16 protein-coding genes are annotated in these 15,792 nt (G+C 69.9%); 7 read left to right on the top strand and 9 right to left on the bottom strand.

The features are described from left to right. Positions 1–68: 68 nt before the first annotated feature. From H0B56_RS09300 to H0B56_RS09285, 4 genes are all read right to left on the bottom strand, one after another. Complete coding sequence (locus H0B56_RS09300) at positions 69–1,181, bottom strand: sensor histidine kinase (protein WP_343063822.1); 1,113 nt, start codon at positions 1,179–1,181, stop codon at positions 69–71. A gap of 55 nt (positions 1,182–1,236) precedes the next feature. Then, complete coding sequence (locus tag H0B56_RS09295) at positions 1,237–1,926, bottom strand: response regulator (protein WP_180892579.1); 690 nt, start codon at positions 1,924–1,926, stop codon at positions 1,237–1,239. A 1-nt stretch (position 1,927) separates the two neighbouring features. Beyond that, positions 1,928–3,895: a 1-deoxy-D-xylulose-5-phosphate synthase gene (gene dxs, locus H0B56_RS09290; protein ID WP_180892578.1), complete on the bottom strand. Its 1,968-nt coding sequence runs from the start codon at positions 3,893–3,895 to the stop codon at positions 1,928–1,930. Between the two features lie 122 nt (positions 3,896–4,017). Continuing rightward, the gene (locus H0B56_RS09285; protein ID WP_180892577.1) at positions 4,018–5,259 is read right to left on the bottom strand and encodes a class I SAM-dependent RNA methyltransferase; all 1,242 of its coding nucleotides are present in this window, start codon (positions 5,257–5,259) and stop codon (positions 4,018–4,020) included. A 192-nt stretch (positions 5,260–5,451) separates the two neighbouring features. Here H0B56_RS09285 and H0B56_RS09280 point away from each other — a divergent pair, with 192 nt between their 5' ends. Continuing rightward, positions 5,452–6,132 (top strand): NAD-binding protein, encoded by a 681-nt coding sequence (locus H0B56_RS09280; protein ID WP_180892938.1) that lies wholly within the window; start codon positions 5,452–5,454, stop codon positions 6,130–6,132. Beyond that, positions 6,132–6,800, top strand: coding sequence for a potassium channel family protein (locus H0B56_RS09275; protein WP_180892576.1), 669 nt, complete (start codon positions 6,132–6,134; stop codon positions 6,798–6,800). Before H0B56_RS09280 ends, H0B56_RS09275 begins: the two co-directional genes overlap by 1 nt. A 179-nt stretch (positions 6,801–6,979) precedes the next feature. Here H0B56_RS09275 and H0B56_RS09270 read toward each other — a convergent pair whose 3' ends face one another. Continuing rightward, complete coding sequence (locus H0B56_RS09270; protein ID WP_246361054.1) at positions 6,980–7,699, bottom strand: DUF3159 domain-containing protein; 720 nt, start codon at positions 7,697–7,699, stop codon at positions 6,980–6,982. A gap of 429 nt (positions 7,700–8,128) precedes the next feature. Between H0B56_RS09270 and H0B56_RS09265 the strand changes: the two genes are divergently transcribed. Next, on the top strand, positions 8,129–8,749 hold the full coding sequence (locus tag H0B56_RS09265) for a serine aminopeptidase domain-containing protein (RefSeq protein ID WP_246361014.1): 621 nt from the start codon (positions 8,129–8,131) through the stop codon (positions 8,747–8,749). A 21-nt stretch (positions 8,750–8,770) separates the two neighbouring features. Here the strand turns inward: H0B56_RS09265 and H0B56_RS09260 are convergent, their stop codons facing one another. Both H0B56_RS09260 and dut read right to left on the bottom strand, forming a co-directional pair. Beyond that, positions 8,771–9,460 (bottom strand): DUF3710 domain-containing protein, encoded by a 690-nt coding sequence (locus H0B56_RS09260; protein WP_180892575.1) that lies wholly within the window; start codon positions 9,458–9,460, stop codon positions 8,771–8,773. A gap of 73 nt (positions 9,461–9,533) precedes the next feature. Further along, positions 9,534–9,995: a dUTP diphosphatase gene (gene dut / locus H0B56_RS09255; protein WP_180892574.1), complete on the bottom strand. Its 462-nt coding sequence runs from the start codon at positions 9,993–9,995 to the stop codon at positions 9,534–9,536. A gap of 24 nt (positions 9,996–10,019) precedes the next feature. Between dut and H0B56_RS09250 the strand changes: the two genes are divergently transcribed. Next, entirely contained in the window at positions 10,020–10,568 is a 549-nt protein-coding gene (locus H0B56_RS09250) for a DUF3093 domain-containing protein (RefSeq protein ID WP_180892573.1), read from the top strand. Between the two features lie 100 nt (positions 10,569–10,668). On the opposite strand, the gene H0B56_RS09245 is transcribed toward H0B56_RS09250, so the two are convergent. Then, positions 10,669–10,980, bottom strand: a complete 312-nt coding sequence (locus tag H0B56_RS09245) for a DUF4193 domain-containing protein (RefSeq protein WP_180892572.1) — start codon at positions 10,978–10,980, stop codon at positions 10,669–10,671. Between the two features lie 606 nt (positions 10,981–11,586). On the opposite strand from H0B56_RS09245, the gene cei reads away from it, so the two are divergent. Continuing rightward, positions 11,587–12,255 carry an envelope integrity protein Cei gene (gene cei / locus H0B56_RS09240; RefSeq protein WP_180892571.1) on the top strand — a complete coding sequence of 223 codons (669 nt, stop codon included), beginning with the start codon at positions 11,587–11,589 and terminating at the stop codon, positions 12,253–12,255. 27 nt (positions 12,256–12,282) lie between these two features. On the opposite strand, the gene H0B56_RS09235 is transcribed toward cei, so the two are convergent. Continuing rightward, positions 12,283–13,122, bottom strand: a complete 840-nt coding sequence (locus H0B56_RS09235; RefSeq protein WP_343063821.1) for an inositol monophosphatase family protein — start codon at positions 13,120–13,122, stop codon at positions 12,283–12,285. Positions 13,123–13,272: 150 nt separating this feature from the next. On the opposite strand from H0B56_RS09235, the gene ppgK reads away from it, so the two are divergent. Beyond that, the gene (gene ppgK, locus H0B56_RS09230; protein ID WP_180892570.1) at positions 13,273–14,031 is read left to right on the top strand and encodes a polyphosphate--glucose phosphotransferase; all 759 of its coding nucleotides are present in this window, start codon (positions 13,273–13,275) and stop codon (positions 14,029–14,031) included. Between the two features lie 395 nt (positions 14,032–14,426). Beyond that, entirely contained in the window at positions 14,427–15,779 is a 1,353-nt protein-coding gene (locus H0B56_RS09225; protein ID WP_180892569.1) for an RNA polymerase sigma factor, read from the top strand. The last annotated feature ends 13 nt before the right edge of the window (positions 15,780–15,792 follow it).

Raw genomic sequence — 15,792 nt, 5'->3', positions numbered from 1 at the left:
CTTCGATACATATGTAGTACCCGAGGAGTCCCTCGGCTCGCCCCGGACACGGCGGGTCGACACGCCCGTCACGGGGCACTCGGCAGCTGCACCGTCACTGACAGCCCGCCGCCGACGACGGGCTCGGCCACCACACTGCCGTGGTGAGCATCGACGGCGGCCCGCACGATCGACAGGCCCAACCCGGAGCTGCCCCGGCCGGTGCGTGCCACGCCCCCACGCCGGAACGGCTCGAACAGCTCGGACACCGCCTGGGGGTCGATCAGCGGCCCCGACGAGCGCACCGTCAACGACGACGTCCTCGACTCGGCCGTGGTACGCACCGATATCCAACCACCGGCGACGTTGTGCCGGACCGCGTTCTCCATCAGGTTGCCGGCGACACGTTCGAGCAACGCCGGGTCCCCGACGGCCGGAGCGGCCGGAGTGTCGAACTCGACGCGCAGCTCACGATGCTCGCCCTCGACCCGTACGGCTTCCCACGCGCTGCGCGCCACCGCGGCCAGGTCGACCGGTTCACGCACAGCCAGCTCCGCGCCGTCCGTCCGGGCCAGCAGCAGCAACGCCCCGACCAGCTGTTCGGCACGCTGGCTCGCCGAGCGCACCACCTCGGCCATCCTGCGTAGCTCGCTGTTGTCGGCGTTCTCATCAGCCAGCGTCACATCCAGCTCCGTGCGCATCACCGTCAGCGGCGTGCGGAGCTCGTGACTGGCGTTGGCCACGAACCGGCGCTGCGCGTCGAACGTCTCCTCGAGCCGGTCCAGCATCTGGTCGATCGTCTCGGCGAGCTCGGCCAGCTCGTCGCGGGGCCGAACGGGCCCGATACGTTCGTTCATCGACTCCGCGGACAACCGTTGTGCCGTGCTCGCGATCTCGCGCAGCGGTCGCAACACATGTGCCGTCAGCGCCCAGGCGAGGATTCCCGCCGCGAGTACCACGCACGAGAACGCGGCGGCACCGACCAGCAGCACCCGGGATTGTGCCTGGTCACGTAGATACTCGGCCAGCGCGGCCGCCTCGACGTCGACCCCGTCGACGCGCACGATCGTTCCCGGCGGCATCTGCGGGACCGCGGCGACCGACTCGCTCACCAGCCGCCACGCCAGCACCAGCAGCACGGCGCTGATCGCGGCCGCCAGCAGCACGGACAGCAGGGTGATACGAGCCCGTAGCCCTTGCACGGGAAGGAGCGTGCGCCCTCTGGTCACTGTGCGTCCCACATCGGCGCCGGATGAGTCAGTTCCCTGTGACAGTAACGTCCTGGTCCGCTTCCGGAACGCGGTACCCGGATCCCACGACGGTCTCGATGATGCCGGGCTCACCCAGCTTCTTCCGCAGCGTCATCACCGTCACGCGAACCGTGGTCGTGAACGGATCGGCATGCTCATCCCAGACGCGTTCGAGTAGTTCCTCGCTGCTGACAACCGATCCCGCCGCCGAAAGCAGCACCTCGAGGACGCCGAACTCCTTGCGGGTCAACTCGATGGGGCCGCTGTCGCGTACGACGGTGCGCCTCGCCGGGTCGAGGCGCACGTCCCCCGCCTGCAGCACGGGTGGCGTCGCCGGGGTGGACCGGCGAGCCAGCGCCCGCACCCGGGCGATCAGCTCGGCGAAGGCGAACGGTTTCGCCAGGTAGTCGTCCGCCCCGAGGGACAGCCCGTCCACGCGGTCCTCGACCGTGCCGCTCGCCGTGAGCATCAGGATCCTGGTCAGCTCGCCGGAGCCGACGATCTCCTCACAGAGCGTGTCACCGGACATACCGGGCAGGTCGCGATCCAGCACCACGACGTCGTAGCGGGTGATCGTCGCCTTCTCGTGCGCGTCATCGCCGTTGAACGCGACGTCGACAGCCATCCCCTCGCGACGCAGTCCCCGAGCCACGGCCTCCGCCAGTGGCTCCTCGTCTTCGACTACCAGAACTCGCACGTCACCAGCGTGCCATACCTTCCTGAGAGGGAGGTGAGCTGTCCTGAGAGGAAGGTGAGTCGTCGAGCTCGGCATCCACCGCACTCTCCCGCGAGCCGAACCGGTCGACCACCCATTCGGTGACCCGGCGCGCGACGTGCTGCGCGGTGAGACCGAACGACGCCAACAGCTCGGACCGCGACGCGTGCTCGTGGTACTCCTGCGGTATCCCGAGGTCGCGGACCGGCACATCGCATTCCGCATCCCGCAGCGCGCCGGCCAGCGCGGACCCGAACCCACCGTGCCTGCCGCTGTCCTCCACGGTCACGACGAGTCGATGCGCGCGGGCCAGGTCCACGACATCGCCGGAGACCGGCAGGATCCATCTCGGGTCCACGACCGTGACCCCGATGCCCTGCGCGGAGAGCTTGTCCGCCGCCGCGAGACCCAGCTCGGCGAACGCCCCGACCGTCACCAGCAACACGTCGCCGGGGCCTGCGCCCTCGGGCTCGCGCAGCACGTCGGCCGTACCGGCTCGGCGGGACGCAGGCACCTCGGCGGAGACGCTGCCCTTGCAGTAGCGCAGCGCGGTCGGGCCGTCCGACACGGCGACGGCCTCGCGCAGCTCCTCGCGCAGGGTTACCGCGTCACGCGGCGCGGCGACCGCCATACCGGGCACCGTGCCCAGCAACGACAGGTCCCACATCCCGTGGTGGCTCGGCCCGTCCGGGCCGGTGATCCCCGCCCTGTCCAGCACGAACGTCACCGGCTGGTGGTGCAGCCCGACATCGAGCAGCATCTGGTCGAACGCCCGGTTGAGGAACGTGGAGTACACCGCCACCACCGGGTGCATTCCTCCCATGGCGAGGCCGCTGGCTGAGGTCACCGCATGTTGTTCGGCGATTCCCACGTCGAAGACACGCTCCGGGTACCGCGCGGACATCTTGTGCAGCCCGGTCGAGTGCAGCATGGCCGCGGTGATACCCACGACGTCCGGACGCTCGTCGGCGATCTCGACGAGGGCGTCACCGAACACCGATGTCCAGCTCGTGCCCTTGGCGGGAGGCGCTCCGGTGTTCGGGTCGATCGCATCCGTCTGATGCATCTGGTCCGTCTCGTCATTCACCGCGGGCGGGTACCCGTAGCCCTTCTGCGTGACCGCGTGCACGACGACCGGGCCCCCGAACGCCTTGGCCTTGGCCATCGCCGTTTCCATCGCCGCGAGGTCGTGGCCGTCCACCGGGCCGATGTACTTCAACCCCAGGTCGGAGAACAGCGCCTGCGGGCTCAGCGCGTCCTTCAGGCCGGCCTTGGCCGCGTGCGCGAAGGCGTACAGCGGCTTACCCACCACCGGTGTGCGCTGCAACAGCTCCTTGCCGCTCTCCAGGACGATCTCGTAACCGGGGCGTAGCCGCAGCGCGGCCAGCCGCTCGGCGATGCCTCCGATGGTCGGCAGGTACGAGCGCCCGTTGTCGTTGACGACGATCACCAGCGGCCGGTGGGACGCGGCGATGTTGTTCAGCGCTTCCCAGGACATACCGCCGGTCAACGCCCCGTCCCCGACGACGGCGACGACGCTACGCCCGCCACCGGTGAGCTCGAACGCCTTCGACAGCCCGTCCGCGTAGGACAGCGCGGTCGACGCGTGGCTGTTCTCCACGAGGTCGTGCTCGCTCTCCTCGCGAGCCGGGTAGCCCGCGATGCCGCCCCGCTGTCTGAGACCGTCGAAGCCGTCCTGCCTTCCGGTGACGAGCTTGTGCACGTAACTCTGGTGCCCCACATCGAAGACGACGGCATCCCGCGGGGAGTCGAACACCCGGTGCAGTGCCAACGTCAGCTCGACCACGCCGAGGTTGGGGCCGAGGTGACCGCCTGTCTTGCGTACCTTCTCCACGAGAAAGGCACGGATCTCGGCCGCGAGCGCCACCAGCTCGTGCCGGTTCATCCGCTTCACGTCGTCCGGCCCTTGCACCGTACTCAGCAACGCCACGGCTCCACCTCGCTTCGATCACCGATCTCGCCCCGCCCCGGAAGGCTTGTGTCAGAAGTCCGGTCGGGCACGGCTGAGCGGGAGCCGTGTTCGACCCAACCGAACGACGAACATCCCCCAGTCTAGTGGGAAGTGCTGCCGTCCCTGTCCATCGCGGCCTGCTCGGTCGTCAGCAGCGCGACACACTCCACATGATGCGTCATGGGGAACGCGTCGAACGCGCGGAGCTCACGCAGGCGGTAACCGGCACCGGCGAAGGTGGCGAGGTCGCGTGCCAGCGCGGCGGGATCGCAGGAGACGTAGACCACCCGGCGTGCCCCGGCTCCGGCGATCGACCGCACCACGCGGGTGCCCGCGCCCTTACGTGGCGGGTCGAGCACGACCACCTCGGGCGCGCGTGCGGGGCGTGCGGCGACGACCCGGTGTACGGCGCCGCGTTTCCAGCGCACCTGCGGCAGGTCGGCCAGGTTGCGCCGCCCGGACTCCACCGCGCCGCGCGCGCTCTCCACCGCGAGCACGCTGCCCGAGTGGCCGACCTGCTCGGCGAGTACCGCGGCGAACAGCCCGACACCGGCGTAGAGGTCCCAGGTGTGCGCACCCGCCGATGCCCCGGCCCACTCCCCGACCACAGCGGCGAGCGTCCCGGCGGCATGGGGGTGGACCTGCCAGAACCCGTGCGCGTCGACGCGCCACTCGCGGCCGGCGGCACGCTCGTGTGCGGTGCCGCCGCGTAGCTGCTGAGGCCGCGCACGCCCACCGGGCCCCTCGCTCGCGCTGATGTGCGTCTCGCCCGTGGAGTCCCTGGTCACCGCGACCTCGGTGCCCGGTCGCCAGCTCCGTCCGAGCACCTCGTCCACGGATCCGGGCACGGCGATCCGGCAGCCGTGTTCCTCGACCGGCACCACCCGGTGGCTGCGGTATGCGCGGAAACCGAGCCCGCCATCGGAGCCCGCAACCAGCCGCAGCCTGCTGCGCCACCCGAGTGTCCCGCCAGGCAGCTCCTCGACCTCGACCGCGCGGTCGATCCCGGCGAGCCTGCTGAGCTGCTCGCGCACCACATCGGCCTTGAGGCGCCGTTGCGTCGGCGCGTCCGCGTGCTGCCAGTCACACCCACCGCACCCGGCGGGGACAGCCAGCGGGCAGGGCGGCTGCACGCGTCCCGGCGCCGCACGCAGCACCTCGACAGCCTCGGCACGGCAGAACGACCCCCCGCGGTCCTCGGTGACCTCCGCGATGACCAGCTCACCCGGAAGCGCGTGCCGTACGAACACGACCCGCCCCTCGTACCGCCCCACGCAGTGGCCGCCGTGCGCCACGGCATCCACCTCGAGCTCGAGACGCTGCCCCGTCCAGTCGCCGCTCAACCGTTCACTCCCTCTCCGCCGTCCGACCGGGCCCGCATGCGCGTAGCGACGCCCGTAGCGTGCACGGCAGGCAACTGTGCGATCGCGGGAGGGCCGACTCCCGCACCAGCCGCACGGTATCCAGCACGCGGGGCACCGGGACCGAACAGTAGCCTGAACGTGAGCGGCACCACCACGACAGGAGGCATCGGCGTGCACGTGGTCATCATGGGATGCGGACGGGTCGGCGCGTCGCTGGCGAACGCTCTCGAACGGCTCGAGCACAGCGTCTCCGTCATCGACAAGGACCTCGACGCGTTCCGCAGGCTGAGCACGGACTTTCACGGCGACCAGATCCTCGGCAACGGCTTCAGCAAGGAGACGTTGCGGGAGGCGGGCATCGGCGAGGCCGGGGCGTTCGCGGCCGTCTCGAGCGGGGACAACTCCAACATCATCTCGGCGCGGGTGGCCCGGGAGACGTTCCACGTGGCGCACGTGGTGGCCCGCATCTACGACCAGAAGCGAGCCGCCGTGTACGAGCGGCTGGGCATACCGACGGTGGCGACCGTGCCCTGGACGACGGATCGATTCCTGCACACGCTCCTCGCGGACGGCGCGGCGCCCGCCTGGCGCGACCCGTCCGGCCAGGTGTCCCTGCTGCAGGTGCGGCCGCACGACGCGTGGGCGGGCCACACGGTCGGCCAGCTGCAGGAGGCCAGCGGCGCCCGGGTGGCGTTCCTGCACCGCTCCACCGCGCCGGTGCTGCCCGGCCACGACGAGCGGCTACTCGAGGGCGACTCGGTATACGTCGTCACGGTTTCCGAGCGCTCGCACACGGTGTCGAAGGTCATCGAGCAGGGGCCGAACGCAGGCTCGCGCGGGGAGGTGCGCTGATGTACGTGGTCATCGCCGGGGCAGGTGCCGTCGGGCGGTCGATCGCCAAGGAGCTCGTGGAGGTCAGGCACCACGTCATGCTGCTGGAACGGAGCCCGAAGAACTTCGCCCCGGAGAGCGTGGAGGAGGCCGACTGGGTACTCGGCGACGCCTGTGAGGTCGCCACGCTGGAGGAGTCCGGCCTCCTCGGCTGCGACGTGGTCATCGCGGCGACCGGCGACGACAAGGTCAACCTGGTCATCTCGCTGCTCGCCAAGACCGAGTTCTCCGTCCGCCGGGTGGTGGCCAGGGTCAACGACCCGGACAACGAGTGGCTGTTCGACGACAGCTGGGGCGTCGACGTCGCGGTGTCCACCCCGCGCATGCTCGCGGCCATGGTGGAGGAGGCTGTCGGCGTGGAGGACCTCGTACGGCTGATGACGTTCCGCCGCGGCCAGGCCAACCTCGTCGAGATCACCCTGCCGCCCGGAAGCGCCCTCGCCGGCCGTTCGGCGGGCGAGCTGCCGTTACCGTCCAACACCGCCCTCGTGGCCGTGCTGCGCGGCGACACCGTGATCACACCGCGCGGCGACGAGACGTTCAGCCACGGCGACGAACTGCTCTTCCTGGCCAACGACGAGGCCGAGGACACGATCCGGCAGATGGTGAAGAACCCCGACGGCAAGTAGCGCCTGCCCCACGACGATGCGGCGCCAGGAGAGGGTGGGCGCCGCGTATCGCCGCCACCCCGCGTGCGGTGCGAGCCGAAGGGGCCCTCCGGTACGTATGTGGTACCCAAGGAGTCCTTCGGCTCGCCATACGCGGTACCCGCGATAGGCGAAGCGATCGTGTCGGCCCCGTCCCGGCGCTAGTCCGGGCCGCTGTACTTCTCGCGGAGGCGCTGCTCGATCTCGGCGTCGGTCTCCTCGGCCTCGGTCTCGGCCTCGATCACCCGCAGGCGCTTGGTCGAACGCCGGATGGCCCAGATGGTCACCAGCAGCGCCAGGGCGAACAGCGGGAAGCCCATCGCGATACGTGCCACCGCGAGCATGCCCGTCTCGTCCTCGAGGTACAGCCAGTTCTGCACCACGAACCGCGCGGCGAAGACCACGGCGAACGACAGAGTGGCGATGTCGTAGGCGTGCAGCGAGGGCTTGTCCCTGCGCCAGGCCCGCCCCGTGCCGTTGAGGAAGTTCCAGATCACGCCGACAAGCGGCCACCGAACCGCGACCGAGACCACGAAGATCCCGCAGTACAGCAGGCTCATCCAGATGCCGTACAGGAAGAAACCCCTGGCCTCGCCCGTACGGTAGGCGATGAAGGCAGCGATGCCGGTACCGAACAGCCCGGCGACAGCCGGCTGCAGGGTTTCCTTCCGGATCGCGCGGGCCACCCCGATCACGGCGGCCGACCCGACAGCGCTCCAGATCGCCGGGATCAGCCCGAACGCGGAGTTGGCGACCACGAACACCACGATCGGCACGGCCGAGAACAGCATCCCGTACACGCCGCCGAGCTGCTCGAGAAGGGTCTGCTCGTTCAGTGCGCGCCCGGTACCGCTCCGGTGCTCATCCGGTTCCCTGGGCAGTTCACCTTCGGACTCGTCGCGTGCTCGTTCGGTTGGTTCGACCACGATCACCCTGTACTCGTCTGGACCTGTGCTCGTCCGCGCAGGTCGGATCCGGCTGGCATGGGCCGCGACAGCGTCGTCGCGCCTCGTCACCGCGTGTGCGGTCACCGCGCACCGCCCGTGCGGACGACCCGGCCACCGCCCGGTGACGAACGTTCTCGTCGCGTCTCCCCAGAGTATCTGTCGCGGCCACGGCAGTCCCGCACTGACTCGTCGGTCCGCTAGAGTTCGTGCGCGCACGGCCCGCGTACACGTTCACCCCGGCCCGTCCAGGAGCATCTCATCACCATCGAGCTCACCCTGCCGTCGAGCACAGCGGTCCTGCTGCCCGGTACCGGCTCGGACGATGCGTTCGTCCGCGCCGCCTTCGAGCGGCCGCTGCGCCTGATGGGCATCCGGTTGCTCGCCCCGTTCCCCACACCGGGTGCCGGTATCGTCGAGAACGCCTTCGCCGCGCTGGACCGCGCCGCGGAACGGTCGTCGGCTCCCCTGGTCGTCGGCGGCGTCTCCTTCGGAGCCCATATCGCCGCCGCATGGTCGCTGCGCAACCCGCGACGGTGTGCCGGGCTGCTGATCGCGCTACCGGCCTGGTCGGGAGAGCCGGACGGCGCGCCCGCGGCCCGTGCCGCGCACCTGTCGGCCCGCTGGGTCAGGGAGGACGGCCTGGACAGCGCACTGACGCAGGCGACACGCGATGTCCGGCCGTGGCTGGCACGCGAGCTGCACCGTACGTGGCGCAGGCACGGCGCCGACCTGGCCGACGGTCTGGACGCGGCAGCCAGGCACCCGGCGCCGGAACTCGCCGAACTGCGCGCGCTCGACGTGCCGGCGGGGATAGCGACCTGCACCGACGACGCCGTGCATCCCACGAGCGTCGCCGAGGACTGGGCACGCGCGCTACCCGCCGCCGACGTACGGCGCAGCACGCTCGACGCGCTGGAACACGGGCGGGACCCGCTCGGACGGGCGGCGCTGCTGGCACTCCTGCGGGCCGTCTCGCGACGGTGAACGACGTACCGCGCGGCGCGCTCAGCCGCCTTGCTGCCCTCGGCGCTCCGCGATGTGCTGGGCCACCTTCTCCGGCAGTTTGATGGGCAGCGGGTTGCGGACGGGCATGGGACCCTCACCACGCACGACGATCGTGTCCCGCATGAGTTTGCGCAGCGTCTCCGGTGCCCGCTCGGCGAGCTGTCCGGACCCGGCGATCACGCCGCGCAGCATCCAACGCGGCCCGTCCACGCCGACGAAGTGCAACGAGTTCTTGCCCATCTGCACAGCCAGCTCGGGCCCCCACGGGCCGGTGGAGCGCACCACCGTGGCGCCGTCGGTGCGTAGCTGCTGGCCCAGTTCCTCGCTGACGTCGGGCCACAGGGCATCGGTACGAGGAGCGGCATAGGCACTGATCGTCACCTGCCCGTGCGGCGTCACCACGTGCACGGCCCGTACCTTGCCGCTGGACTGGTCCATCTCGACCTGGATCTGGGCGCCGTCCGGGACCGGAACCCGCACGGACCCGAGATCCATCCGGGGAATCTCGTCCTCCGGAGCCTCGTCCACGTCGAACGGCCCCTCGCGCGGGGCGTCCTCCGGCTCGTCACGGTACCCCTGCCCGGCATCCGGCTCGACGTCCGCGCCAGCGGCGACGTCCTGGTCCGCGGGCAAGGCATGTCGCCCTCCGCGGGACTTCGCGCCACGACTCCTGCGTCCGAAAATCCCCACTAGCTCACGTCTCCGTTACTCGCGCGCCGCACCGTCTCGTCCACCCACCAGTGTCTCGTACCGCGTGGCCGGATCATGCATCGCGCCCCGCCTGCCATCCGCCGGTCGAACCGTAGCCCGCGGTTCCCCGAGCCGAGTGCTCCAACGTCTCGACCTCGACGAACCGCGCCTGCTCCACCCGCTGCACGATCAGCTGCGCGATACGGTCACCGCGGTTGAGCACGATCGGTTCGACGGGATCGTGGTTGATCAGGCAAACCTTGATCTCACCGCGGTAGCCCGCGTCGATCGTGCCCGGGCTGTTGACGATCGACAGACCCGCCCGAGCCGCGAGGCCCGAACGCGGGTGCACGAAAGCCGCGTAGCCGACCGGCAACGCGATCGCGATGCCGGTACCGAGCACCTCCCGCTGACCGGGCGCGAGCACCGCATCGGTCGTCGTCGCGAGATCAGCCCCCGCATCGCCCGGCTGGGCGTAGTGCGGGACGGGCATACCGGGGTCGATTCGAGTCAGCGCTACCTGAACAGTGGACACGGCCGATCAGGCTACCCTTGGGACATGGACGAGAGCACAGCAGCTGGCGGAACGGGGCATGGCGACCGCGGGTCGCCGCGTTACCAGGAACGCCTCTACCTCGCGTGGTGGGCCTGGCCGGTTCCCCTCGTGCTCGGTACCTCGCTTGCGGTGACGATCCATCTCGGTTACCCGGGACTGCGCGCCTGGCTTCCGTACGTACTCGTCCTCGGCATCGTGACCGCGGGGCTCGTCCTGCTCAGCCGCACCAAGGTCGCCGTCCGGCCGACGGAGTCAGGTGCCGTCCTCCAGGTCGCCGGCGCGACGTTGCCGGTGCGCTACATCTCCGGCGTGGACGTCATCGATCGCGCCCACAAGCGAAAGGCGCTCGGCCCCGAACTCGACCCGGCGGCACACATCGTCCACCGCGGATGGGTCGGCCCGGTACTTCGCGTGCACCTGGATGATCCGGACGATCCCACCCCGTACTGGCTGTTCAGCACACGCAGGCCCGGACGGCTCGCCGAGCTGCTCCGCGCGGCCACGCAGCCCGGCACGCACGCCGACGAACCCCTGCACCCGGGGCCTGCCTGACGTCCGGTGCCGGTACCGCGACGGGCCACCGGCTGTGCACTCGACGCCACCGTCGCCGCACGCCGCGCGACGCGTGCGCACGGCGTGCCGTGCCGCACTGTCAGGCACAGTCCTGGCAGATGTTGCGTCCGCCCGCGTCTTCGGCCAGACGGGTCCTGTGATGCACCAGGAAGCACACCGAACAAGTGAACTCGTCGGACTGTTTCGGAACCACCTTCACCGTGAGGTCCTCGCCGGAAAGGCCGGAGAGGTCCGCACCGGGAAGCTCGAAGTTGTCCGAAGCCGTGGCGTCGTCGTCGACGTCCACCACACCCGACTGAGTCTCGTTGCGACGCGCCTTCAGCTCCTCGAGCGAGTCCTCCGCCATCTCTTCGGCCTCGCTACGGCGCGGTGCGTCGTAGTCGGTCGCCATGTCCTTCACCCCTGCGCTCGACATCGTGTTCTCGGTCAGGTGGATGCCCGGCGAAGCCGCACATCCACACGTACTCAGCTCGCGTGCGCGCTCGACTCAGCCGCACGCGCACATGTATATGTGCCTGTGTCGCTGGACAACGATCCAGCCCCCCAGTTTGTGCCCGGAAACGCCATGAAATTGCCCGCGCCACACTCGGAATCGATCTCGATCAGCGCCCGGAGCGCGGAGAGCGTAGCTCATCCGCAGCCCGCGAAGACAACGACGCGCCCGGTAGTGCAATACAGATCACCCTACTTTTAACCCTGACGGGGTATACCCCGAGATGGCGGGCAGGTAACGCCTCGATCGCGTGTCCTTGCCCTGTTCAGCTCGACCATGGTGCTATCAAGAACGAAGGTCCCCAGCAGGGATCCCCGCCAGCGACCCAGCAGGGGCTCGTGACCGGCCTGGACCAAGTCCACCTTCTGGGGGATTTTGGGACGTTTAGGGCCGATCCCTGTAACACCGGGACTCATCGGCAACGACCTATGATTCGGGAGCCCGCGGATCACCAGCGCCTGCGGGGCCAACCGGAAGGGACTCAGTGAGGTGGCGTCGGGGAGCATGTTCAGAGTTCGGCGAGCACGCCCGTACCGCCGGTACCGCCCGGTACCGGCGCTGGTCGTGTTCACGCTGCTCGGGCTGGTCTCCGGCTACATCTGGATCTCGGTACTGACCGGCGACGCCAACATCGACCAGGCCGTCCGGTGCGAGCCACGCGCTTCCGAGCTCTCCGACGAGGAGCTCGAGTCCGTCGGTCACGACGCCCTCGACCACGTCACGCCGCTACCACCGGACAAGATCTCGGTGCAGGTCCTCAACGCGGGCAGCGTGCGAGGGCAGGCCATGCTCACGACCGACACCCTGCGCAAGATGGGATTCACCGAGGCAGGACAGCCCGCCAACGATGCGATCTACGCGGACGAGTCCGCCAACTGCCGTGGTCAGCTGCGTTACGGCGGTAACGGCGAGCGGGCGGCTCGCACGCTGAGCCTGCTCGTACCGTGCTTCGAGCTGGTGCGCGACGGCCGCGAGGACGCGAGCGTGGACTTCGTCATCGGATCCGGTTTCGGCAACATCCTCGCGCGCCCGGAGGCACACACGGCCCTCGAACAGCTCGCGGAGTTCTCGGCTCGCCAGGCGGGCACCGGCGACAACGAGCTGTCCGCCGGCCAGGCCGAGCCGGACATCGACGAGGAGCTGCTCAGCGAAGCACGCTCGGCCAGCTGCTGACGCCACCCTTGACGGCTCCTGCGGCGCTCATACCCGCCCGGCCCCGCAGGAGACGAGCAGCTCCCGCAGCCCATCAGCGATCGAGGGGGATGCGGCGAGGGTGGCGTCGGCACCGAGCGCGGTGTCCGCGCCCGGCGGGCTGACGAGTGCGCCCGCCTCCCTGGCGATCAGCGCGCCGGCAGCCCAGTCCCACGGGGAGAGCCCGTGCTCGTAGTAGGCATCGACCCAGCCAGCGGCCACCGCGCACAGGTCGAGCGCCGCCGATCCGGAACGCCTGATGTCCCGCACGCTGCCCAGCACGGCGCCAGCCAGTTCGCCCTGCCGGGCACGTCGCCGCGCATCGTAGGCGAAGCCCGTCGCCAGCAGCGTGAGCTCGATCCGCTTCGGATCGGACACGCGCAGCGGAGTGTCGCCCAACCACGCACCGTGACCCTTGCCCGCCGTCCAGCACCGCCCGCTGACGGGTTCGACCACGGCCCCGGCCACCGACTCGCCACCGACCCGCGCGGCCACGGACACCGCGAACGCCGGGTAGCCGTAGAGAAAGTTGACCGTCCCGTCGATGGGGTCGACCACCCAGGTCACACCGTCCTCGGAGCCGGCTGCCGCGTCTGCTTCCCGCACGCCGGTGCCGGTGTCCTCCTCGCCGAGCATCGGCTCGCCCGGGCGCAACCGCGCGAGCCGGTCGCGGATGCAGGCCTCCGACTCGCGGTCGACAGCGGTCACCAGGTCGGTCTGGCTGGACTTGGTGGCCACGTCCACCGTCCGTCCGGCCGTCATGTCCAGGCGCGCCGCTCGCACGAGCTCAGCCGCCTCGGACGCGACACGCGCTGCCACTTCGGTCAGCGCCGGGTAGTCGGTGGTCACCTCGTCATGGGATCACAGCGGCGCGGGCTCGCGCCCACGTGCCCTCAGCCCGGACAACCACCCGTGGCTGTGGCGGCGGCCACGCTCGCGGGCTCTAGAGTGGCCTACATCCACCACCGCGGGCGAACGCACGTCGAAGGGACATACCGCATGACCGAACTCACATTCGGAATCGACATCGGTGGCAGTGGTGTCAAGGGGGCACTCGTCGACCTCGGCGCAGGTGCCCTGCACGGCGACAAGCTACGGATGCCGACGCCGCAGCCCTCCACTCCGGAGGCGGTCGCCGAGGTCGTCACCGAGGTCGTGCAAACGCTGGACTGGGACGGCCCCGTCGGGGTCACCTTCCCCGGGGTCGTGATCGATGGTGTGGTGCACACCGCGCCGAACGTCGACGACTCGTGGATCGGCACGGACGCGCGCGAGCTGTTCGCCAAGCACCTCGGCAAGGACACCGCCGAGGTCACGGTGCTCAACGACGCCGATGCCGCTGGTATCGCGGAGGTGCGGTTCGGCGACCGGCGCGGGCGCAAGGGCTGCGTCCTGGTGCTGACGTTCGGCACGGGGATCGGCAGCGCCCTGTTCGTCGACGGCAGGCTGGTACCCAATACGGAGTTCGGGCACATCGAGGTCGACGGCCAGATCGGCGAGCGTGGCGCGGCCGCATCCGTACGCGAGTCCGCTCACCTGAGCTACCCGGAATGGGCAGGGCGCGTGTCGCGTTACCTCGGTGTGCTGGAACGGTCGATCTGGCCGGAGCTGATCATCCTGGGCGGCGGCGTGAGCCAGGACGCCGAGGACTGGGTTCCGCTGCTCGAGGCCCGCACGCCACTGTCGGTGGCCTCGCTGCAGAACACCGCCGGGATCGTGGGAGCGGCGACCGCGGTGGCCGAGGAACGCGGCGGGTAGCAGCCTCCTGCCCCCGCGACTGCTCCCGCGACGCGGCCCACCGGACTACCGCGCTCGGCGCACCTTGAGCAGCGCCATGAGCAGCGCCATGACCTGAGGCGCGGGGTAGAGCGTACAGTGGAACGCAGTGGGAGCGCCGCCACGTGCCTGGTCCACCGGCTGTGCCACTGTCGGTGCGTACCGGCCGGGCATTGATCGTGGGGTAGCATCCTCGCCTACGAACGCGCAGTAAGCCACGATCGCTTCGCCGGCTTGCTGAACATCGCCGTTACAATGGAACAAGTCCGCGCTTCCCAGTTACCACAGCTGAGGGCCGGAGGGTCATTCCCGAACTTGAGGCAGCCGGGATGCAGGCGTCTCGGCGTAAGTGATCACGAACCTGCGAAAGGGCGTACGTGGCAGCCGCAAAGACCGCAACGCGACGCGGGACCAAGACTTCGAGCGTTGACGAGACCGCCGACCCCGCGTCGGATGTCACGGATGCAGAGTCCACCGACGTAGCCGAGCCGCCCACTACGGGTGACGAGAAGGCATCGGCCGGGGATAAGGCGGGTAACGCGAAGTCCCGCGCGAAGGACGATGACGAGCCCGTCCTCGAGGACGACGTGGACCTCGGCGAGATCGAGGACGAAGCGTCCGAGATCGCGGACCTGGACAGCGTCGAGGTCGATGTCGTCGACGCGACGGTGACCGAGGAGGACGAGGAGACCGAGGAGTCCGCCGAGGCCAAGGCGCAGGCGGCCAAGGCCAAGGGCGAGCCGGACTTCATCTGGGACGAGGAAGAGTCCGAGGCCCTCCGGCAGGCTCGCAAGGATGCCGAGCTGACGGCCTCTGCCGACTCGGTGCGCGCCTACCTCAAGCAGATCGGCAAGGTCGCCCTGCTCAACGCGGCCGAAGAGGTGGAGCTGGCCAAGCGCATCGAGGCCGGCCTCTACGCCGCCGAGCGGGTCCGCGCGGCCGAGGAGGACGGCGAGCAGCTCGCCACCCAGATGCGCCGCGACCTGAAGTGGATCGTGCGTGACGGTGAGCGCGCCAAGAGCCACCTCCTGGAGGCCAACCTCAGGCTGGTGGTGTCGCTGGCCAAGCGCTACACCGGTCGCGGCATGGCCTTCCTCGACCTGATCCAGGAGGGCAACCTGGGGCTGATCCGCGCGGTCGAGAAGTTCGACTACACCAAGGGCTACAAGTTCTCCACCTACGCCACCTGGTGGATCCGCCAGGCGATCACCAGGGCGATGGCCGACCAGGCTCGAACCATCCGTATCCCGGTGCACATGGTCGAGGTCATCAACAAGCTCGGCCGCATCCAGCGGGAGCTCCTGCAGGACCTCGGGCGCGAGCCCACTCCGGAGGAGCTGGCCAAGGAGATGGACATCTCCCCGGAGAAGGTCCTGGAGATCCAGCAGTACGCCCGCGAACCGATCTCGCTGGACCAGACCATCGGCGACGAGGGCGACTCCCAGCTCGGCGACTTCATCGAGGACTCCGAAGCCGTGGTCGCCGTGGACGCGGTGTCGTTCACGCTGCTGCAGGACCAGCTCCAGTCGGTGCTGCAGACGTTGTCCGAACGCGAGGCAGGCGTGGTGCGCCTGCGGTTCGGCCTCACCGACGGGCAGCCCCGCACCCTCGACGAGATCGGCCAGGTGTACGGCGTCACGCGCGAGCGCATCAGGCAGATCGAGTCCAAGACGATGTCCAAGCTCCGCCACCCGTCCCGGTCGCAGGTGCTGCGCGACTACCTGGACTGAGCGCGGTCGAAGC

Source organism: Haloechinothrix aidingensis (assembly GCF_013450155.1).
Classification (GTDB): Bacteria; Actinomycetota; Actinomycetes; order Mycobacteriales; family Pseudonocardiaceae; genus Haloechinothrix; species Haloechinothrix aidingensis.
Note: the sequence above shows the minus strand (reverse complement) of the source record. Positions and strands in the feature narration are given on the sequence as shown.

What these genes read in the sequence shown, in the direction of transcription:
- H0B56_RS09245 (WP_180892572.1), bottom strand. Translation starts at nt 10,980, where the DNA reads ATGGCGACCGACTACGACGCACCGCGCCGTAGCGAGGCCGAAGAGATG.
- H0B56_RS09275 (WP_180892576.1), top strand. Translation starts at nt 6,132, where the DNA reads ATGTACGTGGTCATCGCCGGGGCAGGTGCCGTCGGGCGGTCGATCGCC.
- ppgK (WP_180892570.1), top strand. Translation starts at nt 13,273, where the DNA reads ATGACCGAACTCACATTCGGAATCGACATCGGTGGCAGTGGTGTCAAG.
- H0B56_RS09250 (WP_180892573.1), top strand. Translation starts at nt 10,020, where the DNA reads ATGGACGAGAGCACAGCAGCTGGCGGAACGGGGCATGGCGACCGCGGG.
- cei (WP_180892571.1), top strand. Translation starts at nt 11,587, where the DNA reads ATGTTCAGAGTTCGGCGAGCACGCCCGTACCGCCGGTACCGCCCGGTA.
- H0B56_RS09265 (WP_246361014.1), top strand. Translation starts at nt 8,129, where the DNA reads ATGGGCATCCGGTTGCTCGCCCCGTTCCCCACACCGGGTGCCGGTATC.